This is a genomic window from Streptomyces sp. NPDC041814 (assembly GCF_055590565.1).
On the sequence record NZ_JBVJAM010000001.1, the window covers coordinates 965490 to 985468 of the forward strand.

General features: G+C 72.2%; 14 protein-coding genes. 10 read left to right on the forward strand and 4 right to left on the reverse strand.

Annotated elements, in window-relative coordinates:
- The first annotated feature begins 69 nt into the window (after positions 1–69).
- Positions 70–573, forward strand: a complete 504-nt coding sequence (locus tag ACZ6C6_RS04320; RefSeq protein ID WP_469198887.1) for a hypothetical protein — start codon at positions 70–72, stop codon at positions 571–573.
- Between the two features lie 8 nt (positions 574–581).
- Here ACZ6C6_RS04320 and ACZ6C6_RS04325 read toward each other — a convergent pair whose 3' ends face one another.
- The 4 genes from ACZ6C6_RS04325 to speB all read right to left on the reverse strand — a co-directional run bounded on the left by ACZ6C6_RS04325 (position 582) and on the right by speB (position 8109).
- On the reverse strand, positions 582–4322 hold the full coding sequence (locus tag ACZ6C6_RS04325) for an ABC transporter ATP-binding protein (RefSeq protein WP_469198889.1): 3741 nt from the start codon (positions 4320–4322) through the stop codon (positions 582–584).
- A 115-nt stretch (positions 4323–4437) separates the two neighbouring features.
- Positions 4438–5316, reverse strand: coding sequence for a serine hydrolase (locus tag ACZ6C6_RS04330; protein ID WP_469198891.1), 879 nt, complete (start codon positions 5314–5316; stop codon positions 4438–4440).
- Between the two features lie 142 nt (positions 5317–5458).
- On the reverse strand, positions 5459–7144 hold the full coding sequence (locus ACZ6C6_RS04335; RefSeq protein WP_469198893.1) for a thiamine pyrophosphate-binding protein: 1686 nt from the start codon (positions 7142–7144) through the stop codon (positions 5459–5461).
- Positions 7141–8109, reverse strand: a complete 969-nt coding sequence (gene speB, locus ACZ6C6_RS04340; RefSeq protein ID WP_469198895.1) for an agmatinase — start codon at positions 8107–8109, stop codon at positions 7141–7143. The genes ACZ6C6_RS04335 and speB overlap by 4 nt, the downstream gene beginning before the upstream one ends.
- Before the next feature lie 203 nt (positions 8110–8312).
- Between speB and ACZ6C6_RS04345 the strand changes: the two genes are divergently transcribed.
- The 9 genes from ACZ6C6_RS04345 (at position 8313) to ACZ6C6_RS04385 (ending at position 19976) form a co-directional block, all read left to right on the forward strand.
- Complete coding sequence (locus tag ACZ6C6_RS04345; RefSeq protein WP_161212351.1) at positions 8313–8570, forward strand: hypothetical protein; 258 nt, start codon at positions 8313–8315, stop codon at positions 8568–8570.
- A gap of 76 nt (positions 8571–8646) precedes the next feature.
- Positions 8647–9987, forward strand: a complete 1341-nt coding sequence (gene eccD, locus ACZ6C6_RS04350; protein ID WP_469198897.1) for a type VII secretion integral membrane protein EccD — start codon at positions 8647–8649, stop codon at positions 9985–9987.
- Positions 9988–10051: 64 nt separating this feature from the next.
- Positions 10052–11152, forward strand: a complete 1101-nt coding sequence (locus ACZ6C6_RS04355) for a nucleotide-binding protein (protein ID WP_469198899.1) — start codon at positions 10052–10054, stop codon at positions 11150–11152.
- A gap of 52 nt (positions 11153–11204) precedes the next feature.
- On the forward strand, positions 11205–15212 hold the full coding sequence (eccCa, locus tag ACZ6C6_RS04360; RefSeq protein WP_469198901.1) for a type VII secretion protein EccCa: 4008 nt from the start codon (positions 11205–11207) through the stop codon (positions 15210–15212).
- Between the two features lie 160 nt (positions 15213–15372).
- Complete coding sequence (locus tag ACZ6C6_RS04365; protein WP_365681586.1) at positions 15373–15705, forward strand: hypothetical protein; 333 nt, start codon at positions 15373–15375, stop codon at positions 15703–15705.
- Positions 15706–15765: 60 nt separating this feature from the next.
- Positions 15766–16086, forward strand: coding sequence for a pore-forming ESAT-6 family protein (locus ACZ6C6_RS04370; RefSeq protein WP_365681588.1), 321 nt, complete (start codon positions 15766–15768; stop codon positions 16084–16086).
- A 25-nt stretch (positions 16087–16111) separates the two neighbouring features.
- On the forward strand, positions 16112–16537 hold the full coding sequence (locus ACZ6C6_RS04375) for a DUF6507 family protein (protein ID WP_469198904.1): 426 nt from the start codon (positions 16112–16114) through the stop codon (positions 16535–16537).
- The gene (locus tag ACZ6C6_RS04380) at positions 16534–19119 is read left to right on the forward strand and encodes a hypothetical protein (RefSeq protein ID WP_469198905.1); all 2586 of its coding nucleotides are present in this window, start codon (positions 16534–16536) and stop codon (positions 19117–19119) included. The genes ACZ6C6_RS04375 and ACZ6C6_RS04380 overlap by 4 nt, the downstream gene beginning before the upstream one ends.
- A 92-nt stretch (positions 19120–19211) precedes the next feature.
- Positions 19212–19976, forward strand: coding sequence for an immunity 49 family protein (locus ACZ6C6_RS04385; RefSeq protein WP_469198907.1), 765 nt, complete (start codon positions 19212–19214; stop codon positions 19974–19976).
- Positions 19977–19979 lie beyond the last annotated feature (3 nt).

Genomic DNA, 19979 nt, shown 5'->3' on the forward strand with positions numbered 1-19979 from the left:
GCTGCGGGGACCGGGGCGGCCCACCATGGAGCCGGACAGGACAGACCACCACGAAAGGCAGGAACCGTCATGACCCGAACCCGCTCCGCCCGGCGCACCGCCGGTCGTACGCTGCTCGCCTCCGCGCTCCTCGCCGCCGCCGTCGCCGTGCCCGTCGCCGTGCCCGCCGCCGCTGCGGTCGCCCCGCGCGAGGCGACCGCCGGGGCGACGGTCGACGACGGGACCGCGACCCAGGAGTCCCGGCTGGTGGACGACTTCTACAGTGCCTACATCGACGCGGTGGCCGCCGAGGACGGCGGCGACCTCGCCACCGCGCTGCGCGGCTTCTACCTCACCCCGGGCCTGCGCGACCGCCTCGCCGGGTGGGAGGCGGCCAACCACGCGGACGGTGTGCTCCTCGCCCAGGACGTCCCCGTGGACCACCTGGTCACCGCGGGCCACAGCGGCGCCGGGCACACCTGGTCGACGGTCCGGCTCACCTGGGGATCGCCGGAGGACCCCGCGTACACCTATCTGACGGTGCGCTCGGACCTCGCGACCGGGAAGATCTCGGCGATCCGCGACGGGGAATAGGCCCTGGGTCACACGCCCGCGGGCTCGTCCTCCCCTATGAACGTGCGCCACAGCACCGCGTAGTGCCCGTCGCGGGCCAGGAGGTCGTCGTGGGTGCCGTCCTCCACGACCCGGCCGTGGTCCATCACCACGACCCGGTCCGCGCGGGCGGCGGTGGTCAGGCGGTGGGCGACGACGAGCGTGGTGCGGCGGCCCGCGAGCCGGTCGGTCGCCTGGTTCACCTGCGCCTCGCTGGCCAGGTCGAGGGAGGCGGTCGCCTCGTCCAGGAGCAGGATGTCCGGGTCGACCAGCTCGGCGCGGGCGAGCGCGATCAGCTGGCGCTGCCCGGCCGAGAGGTTGCGGCCGCGCTCGGCGACCTCGTGGAGGTAGCCGCCGTCCAGCGTGGCGATCATGTCGTGCGCCCCGACCGCCCTGGCGGCCGCCTCCACCTCCGCGTCGGTGGCGTCCGGCCGCCCGTAGGCGATGGCGTCGCGCACGGTCCCGGGGAAGAGGTACGCCTCCTGCGGTACGACACCGAGCCTGCGCCGGTACCCGGTGAGTTCGAGGCCGCGCAGGTCGGCGCCGTCCACGGTGATCCGCCCGTCCGTCGGGTCGTAGTACCGGGCGACCAGCTTGACCAGGGTGGACTTCCCGGCCCCGGTCTCCCCGACGAACGCGACGGTCTGCCCGGCCGGGATGCGCAGGTCGATGCCCCGGAGGGCCGCCTCCTCGTCCCCGTAGGCGAAGGACACGTCCTCGAAGGCGATCTCGCCGCGCAGTTCGCGGACGTGGTGCGGGTCGTCGCGGTCGGTGGTGGAGGCGGGCTCGCGCAGCAGTTCCTGGATGCGGCCGAGGGAGACGGCGGCCTGCTGGTAGCCGTCGAAGACCTGGGAGAGCTGCTGGACGGGCGCGAAGAACAGGTCGATGTAGAGCAGGTAGGCGACCAGCGCGCCCGCGGTGAGCGTGGAGTCGTCCACCCGGTGGGCGCCGACGATCAGCACCGCCGCCGCGGCCACCGAGGACAGCAGCTGGACGAACGGGAAGTAGACGGAGATCAGCCACTGCCCGCGCACCCGGGCCTCGCGGTACTCGTCGCTGCGCGCGGCGAACGCCTCGGCCCCGTCCCGCTCGCGCCGGAACGCCTGCACGATGCGGAGCCCGGCGACGGACTCCTGGAGGTCGGCGTTGACGACGCTGATCCGCTCCCGGGCCAGCTCGTACGCCTTGACGCTCTTGCGGCGGAAGAAGACGGTCCCGACGACGAGGACGGGCAGGGTCGCGAAGACGACCAGGGCCAGTTCCACGTCGAGGACCAGCAGCGCGACCATGATGCCGAGGAAGGTGACGACGGAGACGAAGGCGGTGACCAGGCCGGTCTGGAGGAACGTGGACAGCGCGTCCACGTCCGTCGTCATCCGGGTCATGATGCGGCCGGTCAGCTCGCGCTCGTAGTAGTCGAGCCCCAGGCGCTGGAGCTGGGCGAAGATCTTCAGCCGCAGCGCGTACAGCACCCGCTCTCCGGTGCGGCCGGTCATCCGGGTCTCGCCGATCTGGGCCGCCCACTGCACGAGGACGACGACCAGGGCGAAGGCGGACGCCGTCCAGACCGCGCCCAGCGCGAGCTGGGTGACCCCGTCGTCGATGCCGTTCCGGATCAGGACCGGGAGCAGCAGCCCGGCCCCGGCGTCCGCGGCGACCAGGCCGAGGCTGACGAGGAGCGGCAGCCCGAAGCCCCGCAGCAGCCTGCGCAGCCCGTAGGAGTCCTCGGGGCGCACCGCGCGGGCCTCGTCCACGTCCGGGGTGTCGTTCGCCGGGGGCAGGGCTTCCACCTGGGCGAGCAGTTCGGGTGTGGCGGGCGTGCCCGCCGTGTCGGCGCCCCGGTCCTGCTCCCGGCGCACCCACAGCGCGGGCGTGATGCCGCGCTCGGCGTCGAATTCGGCGTCGATCTCCTCCTGGAGCGCGCGGTCCCGGCGCGGCTCCTCGGGGGCGGCGGCCGGGCGGTGGCCGGGTGAGGGGGTGCCCAGCTCGTCGGGGTCGGTGAGCAGGCGCCGGTAGAGGGCGCAGCGGCGCTCCAGCTCCTCGTGGGTGCCTAGGTCGGCGAGGCGGCCGTTGTCGAGGACGGCGATGCGGTCCGCGAGGTTCAGGGTGGAGCGGCGGTGGGCGATGAGCAGGGTCGTACGCCCGGCCATCACCTGGCGCAGGGCCTCGTGGATCTCGTGCTCGACGCGGGCGTCCACGGCGGAGGTCGCGTCGTCCAGGAGCAGGAGGCGGGGATCGGTGAGGATGGCGCGGGCGAGGGCGACGCGCTGGCGCTGGCCGCCGGAGAGGGTGAGGCCGTGCTCGCCGACCCTGGTGTCGTAGCCGTTCGGCAGCTCGGTGATGAAGCGGTGGGCCTGGGCGGAGCGGGCGGCCTGTTCGATCTGCTCGTCGGTGGCGCCGGGCAGGCCGTAAGCGATGTTGGCGCGGACGGTGTCGGAGAACAGGAAGCTGTCCTCGGGGACGAGTCCGATCGCGGCGCGCAACGAGTCGAGGGTGAGCTCCCGCACGTCGTGGCCGCCGACGAGGACCGCGCCGTGCGTCACGTCGTAGAAGCGCGGCAGCAGCAGCGAGACGGTGGACTTGCCGCTGCCGGACGCGCCGACGACGGCGACGGTCTCGCCGGGTTCGATGGTGAGCGAGAAGCCGTCGAGGACCGGGCGGCGGGTCTGGTCGTAGCCGAACCGGACGTTCTCGAACTCCACGCTGGCCGGGGCGTCGGCGGGCAGCTCCTTGGTGCCGTCCTCGATGGAGGGCTCGGTGTCGATGAGCTCCAGGACGCGTTCCACTCCGGCGCGGGCCTGCTGGCCGACGGTGAGGACCATGGCGAGCATCCGGACCGGGCCGACGAGCTGCGCGAGGTACGTGGAGAACGCGACGAACGTGCCGAGGGTGATCTCGCCCCGGGTGGCCAGCCAGCCGCCGAGGGCCAGCATCGCGACCTGGCCGAGGGCGGGTACGGCCTGGAGGGCAGGGGTGTAGCGGGAGTTCAGCCGGATGGTGCGCAACCGGCCCGCGAACAGCTTGCGGCCGACCTCGCGCAGCTTGCCGGTCTCCTGCTCCTCCTGCCCGAAGCCCTTGACGACGCGGACGCCGGAGACGGCCCCGTCCACGACACCGGCGACGGCGGCCGCCTGCGACTGGGCGTACCAGGTGGCGGGGAAGAGGCGGGCGCGGGAGCGGCGGGCGATGTACCAGAGGGCGGGGGCGACGGCGACGGCGACGAGGGTCAGCAGCGGCGACAGCCAGGCCATGATGACCAGCGAGATCAGGAACAGCAGCACGTTCCCGATGGTCATGGGGAGCATGAAGAGCAGGCTCTGGATGAGCTGGAGGTCGCTGGTCGCGCGGCCGACGACCTGCCCGGTGGACAGTTCGTCCTGGCGCTTGCCGTCGAGCCGGGTGATCGTCCCGTACATGCCGGTCCGCAGGTCGTGCTGGACGTCCAGGGCGAGCCGCCCGCCGTAGTAGCGGCGGATGTAGGTGGAGGCGTAGACGAGGGCGGCCGCCACGATCAGCAGGCCGGTCCAGACGGCGAGGGAGCGGGTGTGGCCGACGACCACGTCATCGATGATCACCTTGGTGATCAGGGGGACGAGGGCCATCACGGCCATGCCGGCCAGCGAGGAGCCGAGGGCCAGCAGGACGTTGCGCCGGTAGCGCCAGGCGTACCCGCTCAGTCTCCGCGCCCAGCCGCCCCGCTGCCCGCGTTCCGTCTCCCGTGCGTCCGCCACCCGGTGCCTCCCGTTCGACCTGTTCCGACGGAAGGCACCAACACGGTGTGCTGCGGATTTCATCCCTCCGCAACAAATACGGGACCTGGGACCTAGGTCCCTGCCCGGATCGTGCCTAGAAACGGGCGGCGTGCATGATGCGCGGGTTGAGGTCCTTGTGGACGACCCGGGCGACGGCCTGGATGGTGTTGATGCCGTCGGTCATCGTCTTGTTGTCCTGGGTGAGCACGGTCAGCCCGTAGTCGTGGCCGTTGCCGGTGAAGGCGCCGATGCTGTGGACCCGCCAGCCGTGGGTGGAGCGCGACAGCCAGCCGTTCTTGACCTGGACGGTCGTCCCGGTGACGGCACCGGCCGGGGTGCCCCAGCGCTGCGAGGAGACGACCTTCCTCATCAGCCCCAGCTCGTAGGAGCGGGCGCTGTCGGTGAGCACGGAGTTCTTCGAGGTCAGCAGGGTCAGCAGCCGCTGCTCGTCCTGGGCGGTGATCTGGGTCAGGCCCCAGTAGCCGCCGGAGCCGGGCACGGTGTGGGTCATTCCGGCCGCCTTGAGGAAGCCGTTGATCTTGGTGACGCCGAGCTGCTTCCAGAGGCTGGTGGTCGCGTCGTTGTCGGACTTGGTGATCATCTTGGTGCTGAGGTCGATCTCGCGCTGGGTGAGGTAGCGGTTGTGCTTGGCGTTGTCCCAGAGGAGCGTGGCCAGCACGGTCGCCTTCACGACGCTCGCCGAGTCGTACTTGCTGGTCGCGCGCAGCGTGCACGTGGTGTTGGTGGAGCGGTCGTAGAGCGCGAGCGCGACGGTGGACTTGCGGCCCTTCAGCGCGGCGGTGATGTCCTTGGTCAGCTGCGCGGCGAGCCCGGCCCGGCCGGAGGTGCAGCTCACCCCGGTGGTCGCGGCGGACGCGGGCGCGGCGGCGAGGGCGACGGGCGCGAGGACCCCGGCGGCGACGGCGGCACAGAGCGCGGCGCGGGTGCGCCCGGTGATACGGGACGTGGTCATGGTGCGTTCCCCCTGAACGATTCCTGTGGGCGGCCCCCCGGCACGCCCGCAAGTGATGACTCGCGGGGGGCCGGAAGGTTGTACGCGGCACAGGGCCCGGCGGGGGCCTGTTACAGGTCTGTCGACTTGCGGCCGCGGGGGCCTACAGATGCGTCGGCTCGAACATCTTCAGCAGGGCCGGGAGCACGACGACCGAGGGCCCCGGACGTCCGAACGCCTCCGCCAGGTCCGCGGCGAGCGTTTCGGGGCTCGTCCGGACCGCGGGGACGCCGAAGGACTCGGCGAGGGCCGCGAAGTCGGGGCGGGCCAGCTCCGTGCCGGTGGTCTCGCCGAAGGCGCCGGTCAGGTACTCGCGCAGGATGCCGTAGCCGCCGTCGTCCACGACGAGCCAGGTCACCGGCAGGCCGTACTGCCGGGCGGTGGCCAGTTCCGCGAGGGAGTACATCGCGCCGCCGTCGCCGGAGACCGCGAGGACCGGCCGGGTCGGGTCGGCCACCGCCGCGCCGAGCGCCGCCGGGAACGCGTAGCCGAGGCCGCCCGCGCCCTGGGCGGAGTGCATGGTGTTCGGGCGGCGGGCGTCGAACGCGGCCCAGGCCCAGTAGCCCAGGATCGTCATGTCCCAGAAGCTGGGCGAGGCGTCAGGCAGGGCGGTCCGGATCGCCGCGAGAAGGTCCTGTTCCAGGTCGCGGCCCTGGCCGGCGATCCGGTCCCGGACCCGGGCGAGCACCCCGGCCGCCCGGTCGGCGGCTGCCGGGTCCTCGCGCGGGGCGACCGCGTCGACGAGGTCGGCGAGCGCGTCGCGGGCGTCCGCGTGGATACCGAGGGCCGGGAGGTTGGCCTCCAGCTTCCCGGCGTCCGCCTCGATCTGGATCACCCGGCCGCGCGGGGCGAACGTGTAGTAGTTGGAGGAGAGTTCACCGAGTCCGGAGCCGACGACGAGCAGGACGTCGGCGTCCTCCAGGAAGTCGGTGACGTGCCGGTCCTCCACCCACGACTGGAGCGAGAGCGGATGGACCCAGGGGAAGGCGCCCTTCCCGCCGTACGTGGTGACGACGGGGGCCGCCAGCTTCTCGGCCAGCGCCCGCAGCTTCCCGGAGGCGTCGGACCGTACGACTCCGCCGCCCGCGACGATCGCCGGGCGCTCGGCGTGCGACAGCAGGTGCGCGGCGACCGCGATGAGCTCGGGGCGGGCATGGAGTTCGCGCGGGGTGGCGTCCGGGGCGAGGACGACGGGCAGCCCGGCCGCCGCGTCCAGCACGTCCTGCGGGATCTCGACCCAGACGGGGCCGTGCGGGGCCGTCAGCGCGGACTCCCAGGCGGCGGCGATCGCGGACGGGATCTGCGAGGCCGCGCGCACGGTGTGGACGGACTTCACCACGTCCCGGAACGACGCCTGCTGGTCGCGCAGTTCGTGGAGGTGTCCGTGGCGCCCGCCGCCCAGGCCCCGGACCGGGATCTGGCTGGAGACCGCGAGCACCGGCGCGGAGGCCGCCGCCGCCTCCTGGAGCGCGGCGAGCGACGTCAGCGCGCCGGGCCCGGTCGACAGGAACAGCGGGGCGACCTCGCCGGTGATCCGCCCGTAGGCGTCGGCGGCGAAGCCCGCGTTGTTCTCGACGCGCAGCCCGACGTACTGGAGCGACGAGCGGCGCACCGCGTCGAACAGCGCCAGCGCGTGCTGGCCGGGGAGCCCGAAGACCGTCGTCGCGCCGAGCCCGCGCAGCGTCTCCACGACGAGGTCGCCGCCGGTGCGCCCGGGTGGAGGATTCAGCGCGGCCTCGATCTGCGCCGGGGTGAGTTCGGGCCGCTCGTCGTGGTGGTCGTGACTCAACGCTGCCGGGCCTCCGCGATCTGGCGGGTCATGATCGTCGTCAGCTCGTACGCGGTGTGCGAGGCGGCGACGGAGGTGATCTCCGCGTGATCGTACGCGGGGGCGACCTCGACCAGGTCGGCGGAGACCAGGTGGCAGGAGGACAGGCCGCGCACGATCTCCAGGAGCTCGCGCGAGGTGAGGCCGCCGGCCTCGGGGGTGCCGGTGCCGGGGGCGTGCGCCGGGTCCAGCACGTCGATGTCGATGGAGATGTACAGCGGCCGGTCGCCGATGCGCTGGCGCAGCTGGTCGGCGATCTCGTCCACGCCGCGCCGCATCACGTCGGCGGAGGTGACGATCCCGAAGCCCATCTTGGCGTCGTCGGTGAGGTCCTGCTTGCCGTAGAGCGGGCCCCGGGTGCCGACGTGGGAGAGCGCCGAGGTGTCGAGGATGCCCTCCTCGACGGCCCGGCGGAACGGGGTGCCGTGGGTGTAGGCGGCGCCGAAGTAGGTGTCCCAGGTGTCGAGGTGGGCGTCGAAGTGGAGCAGCGCGACCGGGCCGTGCTTCTTGGCGACGGAGCGGAGCAGCGGCAGCGCGATGGTGTGGTCGCCGCCGAGCGTCATCAGCCGGGCGCCCGTGGACAGCAGCTCGTCGGCCGCCGCCTCGACGGTCTCCACGGCCTCCTCGATGTTGAACGGGTTGGCCGCGATGTCCCCCGCGTCGGCGACCTGCGCCAGGGCGAAGGGCGAGGCGTCCTGCGCCGGGTTGTAGGGGCGCAGCAGGCGCGACGCCTCACGGATCGCGTTGCCTCCGAAGCGGGCGCCGGGCCGGTAGGAGACACCCGAGTCGAACGGCACCCCGACGACGGCCACGTCCGCCGCGCCGACCTCGTCCAGGCGGGGCAGCCGGGCGAACGTCGCGGGCCCGGCGTACCGGGGGACGCGGGAGGAGTCGACGGGGCCGCGGGGCGTCTCGTTGCTGGTCATGACGGGGGGTGCCCTTTCCTGGGATGCGTGTGCCGGGGCGACGTTAGGGGGCCGCGGGGCCGGACTGAAGTGTACGTTTCGTCCACTCACCCACCGGAACGGATGAAACCCCCACGCCCGGCCCCGCTCGCCCCCGATCCGGCCACCCGAGGTGTCCCTCCCGTCACCCCATGGCCTATGTTGCAGTGGCAAAGGGGGGTCGCATGGCACGGGATTACGACAGTCAGCTGCTGGAGTCGGTGGGAGTACGCCGCCGGCGGATGCGCGACGCGCTCCTGTTCGGCACCGGCCGTGCGCGGCGGACGGCCGACGAGCGCCTGGGCAAGGTGTTCGCGGGCATCGCGATCACCGCGGTGCTGTGCGCGGGCTGCGTCGGCTGGTCCTTCCTCCAGCACACCCTGGACAAGCAGAAGGCCGAGCAGGAGAAGCAGCAGCGGCAGTACCAGCAGTACAACCGCTGACCGGTTGACGGATGTGCCCGATTGCCCCCGAAATCCTGGACGTCGTGATGATTGGTTCTCGTCAGTGAGTACGGCAATGGCTCCCCGAGCGGAAATGAGCCGGGTGACCCTGGTCGGCGAGCGGCGCCGCGCGGATCTGGTCCTGCCGTCCGACACCCCGGTCGGGCAGCTCCTTCCGGACATTCTCCAGCTGCTGGACGACCGCGCCGCGTCCCGCCCGCTGACCAGGCAGCTGCTCACCGCCGACGGCTCGGCGCTGCCGCACGACGCGACGCTGGCCTCGGCGGGCATCGGCGACGGTGCCGTGCTCCGGCTGGTCCGCAGCCACGCGGCCCCGCCCGCCCCGGTGGTCCACGACGTCACGGACCAGGTGGCCGACAGCCTGGACCTGCAGGCCTGGCGCTGGCGTCCGGCCGCCCGCCGCGTCGGCGCGGGCACGGCGACCGCGGTCTTCGCGGTGACGGCCGCGCTGCTCGCCCGCCGCGAGTTCCCGCTGGGCGCCCTGGCCGGGGCGCTGGCGGGCATCACGGTCCTGCTGCTGGTGGCCGGGGCGCTGGTCGCCCGGCTCGGCCGGGGCAACCGCCCGCTGGCGACCGCCCTGCTCCTCGTGTCGGCCGGGCTCGGCGTCCTCACGGCGTGGACGGCCGCCGACGCGTACGACTGGTCCGGTGAGCTGCGGCTGGCGGCCGTGGCCGGGGCGGTCGCCCTGTCGCTGGTGCTGCTCGGGCTGCTGTCGGCGCTGGGCCGGGGCGGGCTGATCGGGGCGCTGGCCACGGCCGTACTGACGGGGGTCTGGGAGGCCGTCGCCGCCACCACGGCGGACCCGGCCCGGCTCGGCGCCGTGATGGCCGTGTTCTCCGTGGTCCTGCTCGGCCTGCTGCCCCGGCTCGCCCTGATGGCGTCGGGCCTCACGGGGCTGGACGACCGCCGCTCGGGCGGTGCCTCGGTCAGCCGCCACGACGTGGGCAACGCGCTGGCCGCCACGCACCGGGGCCTCGCCCTGGCGACGCTCGTCACGGCGGTGTCGGCGGCCGCCGGCGCCCACCTCCTCACCACGGCGGACCGGCCGACGGTGTGGACGGTGCTGCTGCCGTGCCTGGTCGCGGTGGTGCTGCTGTCCCGGGCCCGGGCGTTCCCGCTGGTCGCGGAGGTGGTGGCGCTGTTCGCCGCCGCCGCGTTCACCGGGGTGCGGCTGGTGGTGCTGTGGCTGGACCACTCCGGGGGCGCGGGGCCCGTCGCGGTCCTGTGCGCGGCCGCGCTGCTGCCCCTGATCGCACTGGTGGCGGAGCCGCCGGAGCACGTACGGGTGCGGCTGCGGCGGACGGCCGACCTCATCGAGTCCATCGGCGTCGTGGGGCTCTTCCCGCTCGCCGTCGGGGTGTTCGGCGTCTACGGGCAGCTGCTGAACAAGTTCTGACGACTCCGAGACCACACACGCGGGCGCTCCCGGCGGGGCAGCGAAGCGGCGAAGAAGGGCAGACATGCCGAACGCGGACCACAACTGGCAGGGCGACCTTTTGCGCGACCTGAGCGGGCCGGGCCCGGCCGAGGCCCCGGCGGCCCCGGAGGCCCCGCGCCCCGCGGTCCCGCCCGCACGGACGGAACCGGCGGCGCAAGCCCCCGCCGCCCGCGCCTGGCCCGGGACGCCCACGCCTCCCCCCACCCCCGACTCGCTCCCCGTCCTCGACCAGGCGATGGCCGCCGCGGCGCGGCGGCCGGTGCGCGGTGAAGCCGTCGCCGTACGGGCCGCGCGCGCCGTGCGCCGCATCGTCTCCGGGTCCGCCGCCCGGGAGGTCGCCGCGCTCACCCGTACCGCCGAGGTGCTCCAGCAGCCGGTGACGACGGGGCGGCAGATCGCGGTCACGTCCATCCGGGGCGGCGCCGGCAAGACGACGGTGACCGCGCTGCTCGGCACCACGTACGCGCACTACCGGCAGGACCCCGTCCTCCTCGTGGAGGCCGACCCGGCGCTGGGCTCGCTGCCGCTGCGGCTGGGCGCCGAGGCGCTGCGGTGGACCACGGCCGACCTGGCGGACATCGCCGTCCCGCAGATGTCACTGCTCGACATCACCGGTTATCTCGCCCAGCTCCCGGACAACGCCTGGCTGCTGCCCGGCAGCCAGGGCCGGATCGGGGCCATGATCGACACCGTCACGTACGAACGGGTGATGGTCGCCCTGCGCCGCTACTTCGGGGTGACCGTGGTGGACTGCGAGACGCTGCCCGCCGAGGTCGCCCGGGTCGCCCTGTCCGCCGCGCAGGCCAGGGTGCTCGCCGCGCCCGCCACGCTCGACGGGGTGACCAGCACGTACGCCGTGCTCCAGTGGCTGCGGGCGCTCCCCCCGCACGTCATCGAGGGGACCGTCGTCGCGCTCTCCGTGATGACCCCGCGCCCCGGCATCGACGTCGACGCGGCGGCCGAACGCCTCGCCACGACCGGCGCCCGCGTCCGGGTCCTGCCGTACGACCGGCACCTGGCGGCCGGCGGACCGTTGCGCACCGGACTGCTCTCGCGCCCGGCCCGGCTGGCCGCCACCCGCCTCGCCGCCGAGGTCTTCGAGCTGTCCCAGAAGCGCCGGTGACCCCGGTGCCACGTTCGTACGCCCACCCGGCCGAGATCCCCGGACGGAGCCGATGAGCACCCGCCTGATCCACCGCCCCGCCCGCACGACGCGCCCGCCGGCCGATTCCGAGCCGCGCACCATCGAGGCGCCGCCGAACCTGCCCGAGGGCAAGTCCGGGAACATCGCGATGTCACTGCTCCCGGTCGCCGGGGTCATGTCGTCCGTGGTGATGATGACGGTGGTCCGCAACAGCCAGTTCGCCGGGCTCGGCGCGATCATCCTCGTCGTCACGGTCATCGGCTCGGCGGTGCTGCTGCTCTCCCAGCGCGGCAAGGCGCAGCGGACCCGGCGCACCCAGCGCGAGGCGTATCTCGCCTATGTGGAGGACCTGCGCGAGGAGTTGTCGGCCGAGGAGCGGGTCCGGCGCGAGCAGGCGGACGTGCTCAACCCGTCCCCGTACGCCCTCTACGACATCGTGCGCGACCCGGCCCGGCTCTGGGAGCGGCGCAGGGCCGACGACGACTTCCTGCGGATACGGGCCGGCACGGGCGAGATGCCGCTGCGGGACCTCCGGATCGGCGAGCAGGGCTCGTCCGTCCTCACCCCGCCCGACCTCTTCATGCTCAACGAGGCGTCGGCCCTGGTGCAGCGGTTCCGCAACGGCACCGAACTCCCCCTGACCGTCCCGCTGGACCGGGCCGGGAACGTCAGCGTCGTCGGCCCCCGCGAGGACGGGCTGCGGGTCGTGCGCGCCCTGCTCGTCCAGGCGGCCGCCCTGCACGCGCCGGACGACGTGGCCATCGCGGTCGCCGCGTCCGGTGAGCGCATGGCCGACTGGGAGTGGGTCAAGTGGCTGCCGCATCTGCTCGACCCCGAGCAGTCCGACGGACCGGTCGCGGCCCGCCGCTTCGCGCCCTCCGCCGCGCAGCTGGCCCGCCTCCTCGGACCCGAGCTGCGCCGCCGCGCCTCCTACGCCGCCGAGGTGCGCCGGGGACTGGCCGGACGGGACGCGCTCGCGATGAACTCCCGGCTGCTCGTGGTGGTCGACGGGCACGGCGAGGACGCCGTGGAACTGCCGCGCCCCGACGACGCGGTCGGGCTGCGCGAGATGGGTGTGACCGTGGTGCACCTGCTCGACCGGCGGGTCCAGGAGCCGGACCACGTCAACGTGCGACTCACCGTGGACGGCACCGACGTGGTCGTGGAGGACCTGCGTGCGGCGGAGACCGTCGCGTCGCACGGCACGGTGGACGAGGTCGGGGTGGACTTCGCGGAGGGCCTGGCCCGGATGATCGCGCCGCTGCGGCTGTCCGCGGAGTCCCTGGCCGACGCGCCGCTGGCCGGGCCCGTCGAGTTCGCCGCGATGCTCGGCATCCAGGACGTGGCGGCGCTGGACCTGGACCGGCTGTGGGCGCCGCGCGGCGAACGGGCCTTCCTGCGGGTGCCGATCGGGATCAGCGACGCGCACGAGCCGGTGCTCCTGGACCTCAAGGAGTCCTCCGAGCTGGGCATGGGCCCGCACGGGCTGTGCGTGGGCGCGACGGGCTCCGGGAAGTCGGAGCTGCTGCGCACCCTGGTCCTCGGCCTGGCGGCCACGCATCCGCCGGAGGACCTGGCGCTCGTCCTGGTCGACTACAAGGGCGGCGCCACCTTCGCCCCGTTCGCGGACCTGCCGCACGTCGCGGGGGTCATCACCAACCTGGAGAACCAGGCGGGTCTGGTCGAGCGGGTGCACTCCTCGCTCGCCGGTGAGGTCAAGCGCCGCCAGCAGGCCCTGAAGGACGCGGGCAACGTCGCGGACATCGGGGACTACGCGGCGCTGCGCGCGCAGAAGCGGCCGGACCTGGAACCGCTGCCGCACCTGTTCGTGGTGATCGACGAGTTCGGTGAACTCCTCACCGCCAAGCCGGACTTCATCGACCTGTTCCTCTCCATCGGCCGGATCGGCCGGTCCATCGGCGTGCACCTGCTGCTGTCCAGCCAGCGCATCGAGAGCGGCAAGCTCAAGGGCCTGGAGACCTATCTCTCGTACCGCCTCGGCCTGCGGACCTTCTCCGCCGACGAGTCGCGGATGGTCCTGGACACCACGGACGCCTTCCACCTGCCGCCGCTGCCCGGCTTCGGCTTCCTCAAGGTGGACACCAGCCACTACACGCGCTTCAAGGCGGGTTACGTCTCCGGCGCGTACCGGGGGCCCGTGCGGACCGACGAGGAGGAGACCGGGCCGCTCGCCCTCCCGTACGAGGCGTACAACACCCTCGCCGGGCCGGAGAGCGCCCCGCAGGACCGCGAGCCGTCGGCCCGCCGCCGCGAGACCGGGCCGACCGAACTCGCGGTCATGGTGGACCAGCTGACCGGTGCGGCGCCCGGGGTACGGAGCATCTGGCTGCCCCCGCTGCCCCCGGCGATCACCCTGGACGCGGTCGCCGGACCGCTGGACGCGGGGGTGCGCGGGATGCGGCTGACCGGGGTGCGCCCGGACGCGGGCCGGCCGGGCACCCGGCAGCGCGGCCCGCTGCTCGTACCGCTCGGGCTGCTGGACGACCCGGCCAAGCAGTGGCAGGGGCAGTGGCTCCTGGACCTCACGGTGGCCGGCGGGCACGCGGCGGTCATCGGCGGCCCGCAGTCCGGCAAGACGACGCTGCTGCGCACCCTGGTCCTCTCGCTCGCGCTCACGCACACCCCGCAGGAGGTCGGCGTCTACGGCCTCGACCTGGTCGGCGGCGGCCTCCAGGCGCTCGCCGGGCTGCCGCACGTCGGCGGCGTGGCCGGCCGCGCCGACCGGGAGCGGGCGGCGCGCACGGTAGAGGAGGTGCGCGCGATGCTGACGCTGCGCGAGGAGCTGTTCCGCGAGCACGGCATCGACTCGGTCGAGCAGTTGCGCACCCTGCACGCGGCGGGCCGGCTGCCGGAGCTGGCGTCCGCCGAGATCGTCCTGATCATCGACGGGTTCGGCGCGCTGCGCGACGACTTCGACGAGCTGGACGACGCGGTCGCGGACATCCTCAAGCGGGGCGGCGGCTACGGCATCCACGTCGTCGCCGGGATGCTCCGGTGGAACGACGTGCGCATCGCGATCCAGTCCAACTTCGGCACCCGCGTGGAGTTGCGGCTCAACGACCCGGGCGAGTCGAGCATCGACCGCAAGCTGGCCGAGACCCTCTCCCCCGACGAGCCGGGCCGCGTCCTCACCGACGGGAAGCTCTTCGCCCAGGTCGCCCTGCCCCGCGCGGACGGGGTGGCGGAGACGTCGGAGCTGGGCGCGGTCCTGGAGCGGGCCACGCGCACGGTCCGGGCCACCTGGCACGGCGAGGTCGCCCAGCCGGTGCGGGTGCTGCCGCACGTGCTCGAACCGCACCTGCTGCCCGGCCGGGCGGCGGAGCCGGAGCGCGTGCCGCTGGGCCTCGACCAGTCGGCCCTGGCGCCCGTGCTCCTCGACCTCTTCGGCCACGACCAGCACCTCCTGGTCCTCGGGGACAGCGAGTGCGGCAAGACGAACCTGCTGCGCGCCGTCGCGCAGGGGCTCGCCGACCGTTACGGCGAGGACGACCTGGTCTTCGCGGTGATGGACCCCCGGCGCGCGCTGCGCGGGGTGGTCCCGGAGGAGCTGAACGGCGGTTACGCGTACAACTCCAAGCTCTGCATGGGCCTTTCGGCCGCGATCGCCTCCGAGCTGGAGAAGCGGCTGCCGGACGAGAACGCCCGTCTCGAGGATCTGGAGCCGGGCAGCTGGGGCAAGGGCCCGCGCATCGTGGTCCTGGTGGACGACTACGACGTGCTGACGACGGCGGGCCAGTCACCGCTGGCCGCGTTCCTCCCGTACATCCCGTCCGCCGTGGACATCGGCCTGCACTTCGTCCTGTCGCGGCGCGTGGCGGGGGCGGCGCGCGGGATGTACGAGCCGGTGGTGCAGAGCCTGCGGGAGTCGGGGGCCTCGGCGCTGGTGATGTCCGGCGACCGCAGCGAGGGCCAGCTCTTCCCCGGCGTGTACGCCTCCCAACAGGCGCCTGGCCGGGGGGTGTTCATCCAGCGGGGGCGCCCGAACCGGCTGACGCAGACGGTGTACGTACCGCGCTGACGTACCCCTTCGCAAAGCGCGGCCGAGGGGGTCACCAGCCCACTCGCACGCCCCTCGTGACGATATGGCCGATTGCAGATTGCAGTAGCGACGCGCGGATTGATAGACATGATGCTGGAACGGATACGACCGTTCGAGGTCCGACGCATGGGGGAAGCCGATGAAGTTCGACATGGGGTCCACGGTCCTGTCGACGCTGCTCAAGCACTCGCAGGGCTCCAGCACCGATCTGGGCACGCTGATCCGGCAGTTGATCGCCGCGGCGGAGCCGCTGGAGGGCAAGTTCAACGGTGCGGGCAAGATCGCGTTCGACGACTTCAAGAACCGCTCCGACGAGATCACCGCGGCGCTGAACGCCTCGCTCTCCGGCATCCTGGGCGGCCAGCAGGGCATGGACGCGGCCTTCGGCTCGGGCGAGCAGGAGCAGGGCGAGAACGCGCGTACGCAGATGGCTTCGGCCAACTTCGACGCGGCCCGCTTCGGCGCCCGCTGAGCCGGTACGACCGGCACTTTCGACGCATCCGTACACATTCCTGACGGGGAGAAAAAGGTCATGGCAGGAAAAGGCGGCAACACGGACCGGCGCTCGTACGACACCGGCGCATCGACCGAGGTGCAGGGCAGCCTCCAGACGGTGATCGCCCAGCTCGAACTGGTCATCACGGCGCGGGACGGCCAGGTCAAGGCGGCGATGAGCGACTTCGCGGCGGACGGCGTGGCCGACGAGTACCACGGCAAGGAACTGCGCTGGCAGGCGACCTCCCAGGAGGTCAAGAACATCATCCAGCTCCTCCGCTCCACGCTGGAGAAGAACGACGGCACGGCCCACCAGACCCTGGCCCGCGCGAAGGCGGCCGTCGACAACATCGGCTGACGTCTACGACTCCGGGGGGCGGCCGGTGACGGCTTGGGACATCAAACCGCAGGGCGTACAGGGGCAGCTGAAGAAGGTCGGCACGCACGCCGGTGACCTGGAGAAGGCGTTGAACGCCATGGTCACCGCGATGTCGGAGGCGGCGACGCACGCGGGCACGGCGGTGCCGGGCTCTGCGGCGTCGCTGCCGGTCGCCGGGCCGGTGGCGGTGGGGGCGGAGCCCCTGTCCCACCCCACCCTCGGGCCGGTCGCCGCCGCGCTGGGCGCGTACATCACGGAGCGGAAGCCACAGCTGAAGTCCATGGCGGAGCGCATCCAGGCCGCCGTGCTGGGCGCCGCGACGGCGACGAACGAGTACGTGGAGGGCGACCTCGACACGGCCAAGCGGGCCCAGGACGCCGCCAAGTCCGTCCGCCTGGACGTGCTCAAGGACATCCGGGCGGGCAAGTGAGCAAGAACGAGGCGGTCACCCCGTCGGGCATACCGGTCTTCACCGGCAACCTCGCCCTGCTGGACACCAGCGTGACCACGCTGACGAAGAGCGCGGCGTCGACCGCCACCGCCGCAGGCGACGTCCACAGCAGTTTCGGCGGCCTCCAGGCCTTCTACAAGGCGCCGGAGGCCGACCAGCTGTTCGCGACGACGAAACCGGTCGCGGACCGCGGGACCTCCCTGAAGTCGGAGCTGGAGACGATCACGGCCGCGCTGTCCACGTACGCGTCGGACGCCGCCCCGCTGGTCGAGAAGCTGAAGGAGCTCAAGCGCGAGGCCGAGGCGTTCGTCGTCCGGATCAAGGACGACGACAAGTGGCGCGAGGACGGCGACCTGGTCGAGGAGAACAACCGCCGCCACGACGAGATCGCCGAGACCTGGGCGGCGTTCCAGGCGGTGGAGCGGGCCTGCCACGACAAGATCGTCGCCCTGGTCGGCGGCCCCGCGCTGAAGACGGACGACGGCTCCGGCAAGAAGGGCACGTACGGCTACGACGCCGAGACCCTGAAGCACGCCGGGGGCCTGCCCTGGGGAGACCCGGTCGAGGAGTCCAAGCCCTGGTGGCAACTCCACGAGCACGCCTGGGACTTCGTCAAGGGCTTCTTCGTCGACGGCGTCTGGGGCACGATCAAGGGCCTGGGCACCCTGGTCGGCACCGACGGCTGGGACTCCGCGAAGCAGGCGTGGTCGGGCCTGGGCAAGCTCGCCACGGGCGTGGCGATCACCGCTACCCCGCTGGCCGGCCTGTACTGGGGCCTGCCGGACGACCAACTCCCTTCCTACCTGCGTGAATCGCGTACGGCGATGAAGGAGACCGGCAAGGCGCTGCTGGCCTGGGACCAGTGGAGCGAGAACCCGTCCCGGGCGCTGGGCGCGGTGTCGTTCAACGTCGTCACGACGGTGTTCACCGGCGGCACGGGCGGCGCGGCCTCCGGCGCCGGAAAGGCGGCGGTCGCGGCGAAGGCCGTGTCGGCGGCGGGCAAGGTGGGCCGGGTCGTGGACCCGATGACGTACGTCTTCAAGGGCGCGGGCATGGGCCTGACGAAGATCGGCGACGGCCTGGCGGCGCTCAAGGGCCTGGGAACGCTCGACATACCCGCCCTCCCCGAGGGTGCGATCACCCTCCCGGAGGGCGCGTTCAAGCTCCCGGACGGCACCCTGCACCTTCCTGAGGGCGCTGCGGTCCCGGAGTGCGCGTTCGAGGTCCCGAGCCGCACGGTCAAGCTCCCCGAGGGCGCGGAGATCCCTGCGGGCGCGACGGACCTGGGCGACGGCGTGGTCCGCCTCCCGGAGGGCGTACACCCCCCGGAGGGCTCCCTCCGCATACCCGAGGGCGCGCTCAAACTTCCCGAGGGCACGACGGCCCTGCCGGAGAACGTGCTCAGGGGCGTGGACGAGGCCGGCAACACGGTCTACTTGGACGGCCACGGCAACCTCCTGCGCGAGGACGGCACCCTCCTCCAACACCACTCGGCGGCCCACCAGGAGGGGGCGGGGGCGCGGGCTTCGGCCTCGCCGGAGGAGGCGCTGGCCGGGGTAAACGGCCGCGCGGGACGCGTCCCATCGACGGGAGCGGGAGGGCACTCCGCGCCAGTCGGTTCAGGTGGTGGCCATGAGCCCCCCAGCTTCATGCACCAGGGCGCCGATCACTATGGCCCTCGCCATTCACTCACTCGTGAACAGGTGCAAGAAATCCAGGTCTATCGGGCCAATCACGAGGAAGGATATTTCCAGAGGTATTACTCAATCGATGGCCGCCGCATACGCGTCAAGGTCGTGGACGAGAGCGGCTACGCACCACCGCACCTCATCAAGAAGGACGGGGAGTGGATCGCCGCAAGCGATGCCCCGCCACCCATTCCGGAGCGATACTTCGACGGCGAAGGAGTAAGCCGTGTTCGCGGAGACGCGACCGATCAGAATACGCTACGGATGCTGGATGAAGCAGCCGCTCACCGAAGAAGCTCCATCGACTACGCGCAAGCGGCCGAACGACACAGGGGAATGCACTCCGAATTTCCCGACGGAACCCCTGAACGGATCGATACGGCCAACGAGTACAGCTCCGCCTTGGGTACACAGACCAAGGCTGCGGAGACGTACGGAGAACTGGTGGCAGAGCACCAGGTCATTCCGGAACTCTATGACGACGTCGTCAAGAAGGAACATCTGTACGGCCCGGCGAATGGAAACGACCAGTTCGACCAGGTCTACCGGCGCAAGGATGGAAAGTTTGTAGTCGTAGAGGCCAAGTCGAATGTCAAGACCCCTCATAATTCGCGCCAACTCCCCGAGGGAGGTAGCGCCATGCAAGGCTCAAGAGAATATTTCTTCGACATTCTCCGGAAGATGCAGGAGAGAGGCCGAGCCCACCCCAGCGAATTGAGCCTGGCGGAGGAACTTGAGTTCGCACTGGACCACGGAAATCTCGACTACATCCTGGTCAAGGGCAAGGCGGATGGCGGCCTGTACGGTGGTTACACTATGGAGAAGTTCGACATCCGCAAGTTGGACGACCTGGGTAACGGGAGCACCTTGTGACACGGCATGTGGCTCGGCACGGCAATGCGGGGCCTGACGACGAGACGTACGCGCGGAACCTGAGCGCGGGGCTCCTGAGGACCATCGAGACTTTGGAACGCTCGCCCGGGATGTTCGACAGCGGCCTCGGCAAATCCCTGTTGAATGTCCGGGCCCATCTGGCCACCGACCCGGACGCGTCGGAGCTGCGCACCTGGGAGGCCGTGGTGACGGCGTTGCAGGTGCATTCCGCGCTGTTCGCGGCCGCTGATCGGACGGAGGGGCACGTCCTGTGCCACATCGCCGAAGAGATGCGATCGATCCCGGCGACCGGACCGGCCCGTTCCGCCAATCCCGGTCACTGGATCAATGCCTTCTGGCTGGCCATCGTCTGCCGTGACCAAGCGCGGATGACCCAGCTGTGCACCGTATCGCTGGAGCTGCTGAGGGCGTCACGAGCGCGGTTCGACGAGTTCATGTTCGATTGGGTCGACACACTTCAGTCCTACTGGGACGAGCGTCCCGGCCTCGTGGGGAAACTCGTCACCACCATCGAAGGCTCGCATCCTGACGTTGCGCGGGTGACGGAACGAGATCTCATCGACAAGATCCTCTATCAACCGATCAACCTCTTCCATCTCTTCGTGCGCAAAGACCGAGCAGGTTTCAACCAGGCCCTCTTCGAGGCTCTGGAACTGCACAAGGCGTACTGGACCGCAACCCCGGAGAGAGAAGCCAGCGTCGAGGGCTATCTGGCGCTCGGCCCGCTGGCCATGGCGTGCCTCGCCTATGACGCCGACTTCCCCCTCGACATCGAATCTGACTACCTCCCCAAGCACCTCCTCCAGCGCACCTGGATCGGCGAATTCCCCACCTGAGGG

Excerpts from the sequence above, each read along its gene's own strand:
- ACZ6C6_RS04320 (WP_469198887.1), top strand. The coding sequence starts at position 70 with ATGACCCGAACCCGCTCCGCCCGGCGCACCGCCGGTCGTACGCTGCTC.
- ACZ6C6_RS04330 (WP_469198891.1), bottom strand. The coding sequence starts at position 5,316 with ATGACCACGTCCCGTATCACCGGGCGCACCCGCGCCGCGCTCTGTGCC.
- speB (WP_469198895.1), bottom strand. The coding sequence starts at position 8,109 with ATGACCAGCAACGAGACGCCCCGCGGCCCCGTCGACTCCTCCCGCGTC.
- ACZ6C6_RS04345 (WP_161212351.1), top strand. The coding sequence starts at position 8,313 with ATGGCACGGGATTACGACAGTCAGCTGCTGGAGTCGGTGGGAGTACGC.
- eccD (WP_469198897.1), top strand. The coding sequence starts at position 8,647 with ATGGCTCCCCGAGCGGAAATGAGCCGGGTGACCCTGGTCGGCGAGCGG.
- ACZ6C6_RS04355 (WP_469198899.1), top strand. The coding sequence starts at position 10,052 with ATGCCGAACGCGGACCACAACTGGCAGGGCGACCTTTTGCGCGACCTG.
- eccCa (WP_469198901.1), top strand. The coding sequence starts at position 11,205 with ATGAGCACCCGCCTGATCCACCGCCCCGCCCGCACGACGCGCCCGCCG.
- ACZ6C6_RS04365 (WP_365681586.1), top strand. The coding sequence starts at position 15,373 with ATGAAGTTCGACATGGGGTCCACGGTCCTGTCGACGCTGCTCAAGCAC.
- ACZ6C6_RS04370 (WP_365681588.1), top strand. The coding sequence starts at position 15,766 with ATGGCAGGAAAAGGCGGCAACACGGACCGGCGCTCGTACGACACCGGC.